The organism is Haladaptatus sp. R4 (genome assembly GCF_001625445.1).
GTDB lineage: Archaea > Halobacteriota > Halobacteria > Halobacteriales > Haladaptataceae > Haladaptatus.
The window spans coordinates 1-400 of record NZ_LWHG01000026.1 but is presented as its reverse complement, the minus strand read 5'-3'; the positions used below and the strand labels follow the sequence as shown (position 1 = coordinate 400).

General features: G+C 60.2%; 1 pseudogene. It reads left to right on the top strand.

What is annotated here, in order from left to right:
* A pseudogene (locus A4G99_RS14975) lies at positions 1 to 312 on the top strand (ABC transporter permease); the annotation flags it as partial.
* Positions 313 to 400: the final 88 nt, after the last annotated feature.

Sequence of the window (400 nt, the reverse complement as noted above, 5' to 3'; positions counted from 1 at the left end):
GTCAACTTCGCCAACGCCGCTCGCTACGTCGTCTTCACCTCCGTCGGATTGGCCTATCTGGGCATCCTGCCCACCTCGGTGCCCAACTGGGGCGTCGACCTGAACAACGCGTACAAGCAAGCTGGGGCGTTGGTTGGCACGAGCGCGCTGTATCAGCTCATTGTCCCGATGATCATGATCATGGGCATCGCCCTCTCGCTCATCCTGCTCGCGCAGGGCCTCGACCGCTTGTTCAACCCGCGTGTCAGGACTCGGTTGGCGGGTGAATCGACGACGCTGGAAGAATCCGAGGATAGCACGGAGGTGCTCTAAGCATGATGTCACAACAACAGGAAACAGTCACGGAGGTATCGGACCCGATCCTGAGCATTCGGAACGCGTCGGTGACCTACGACGAGGG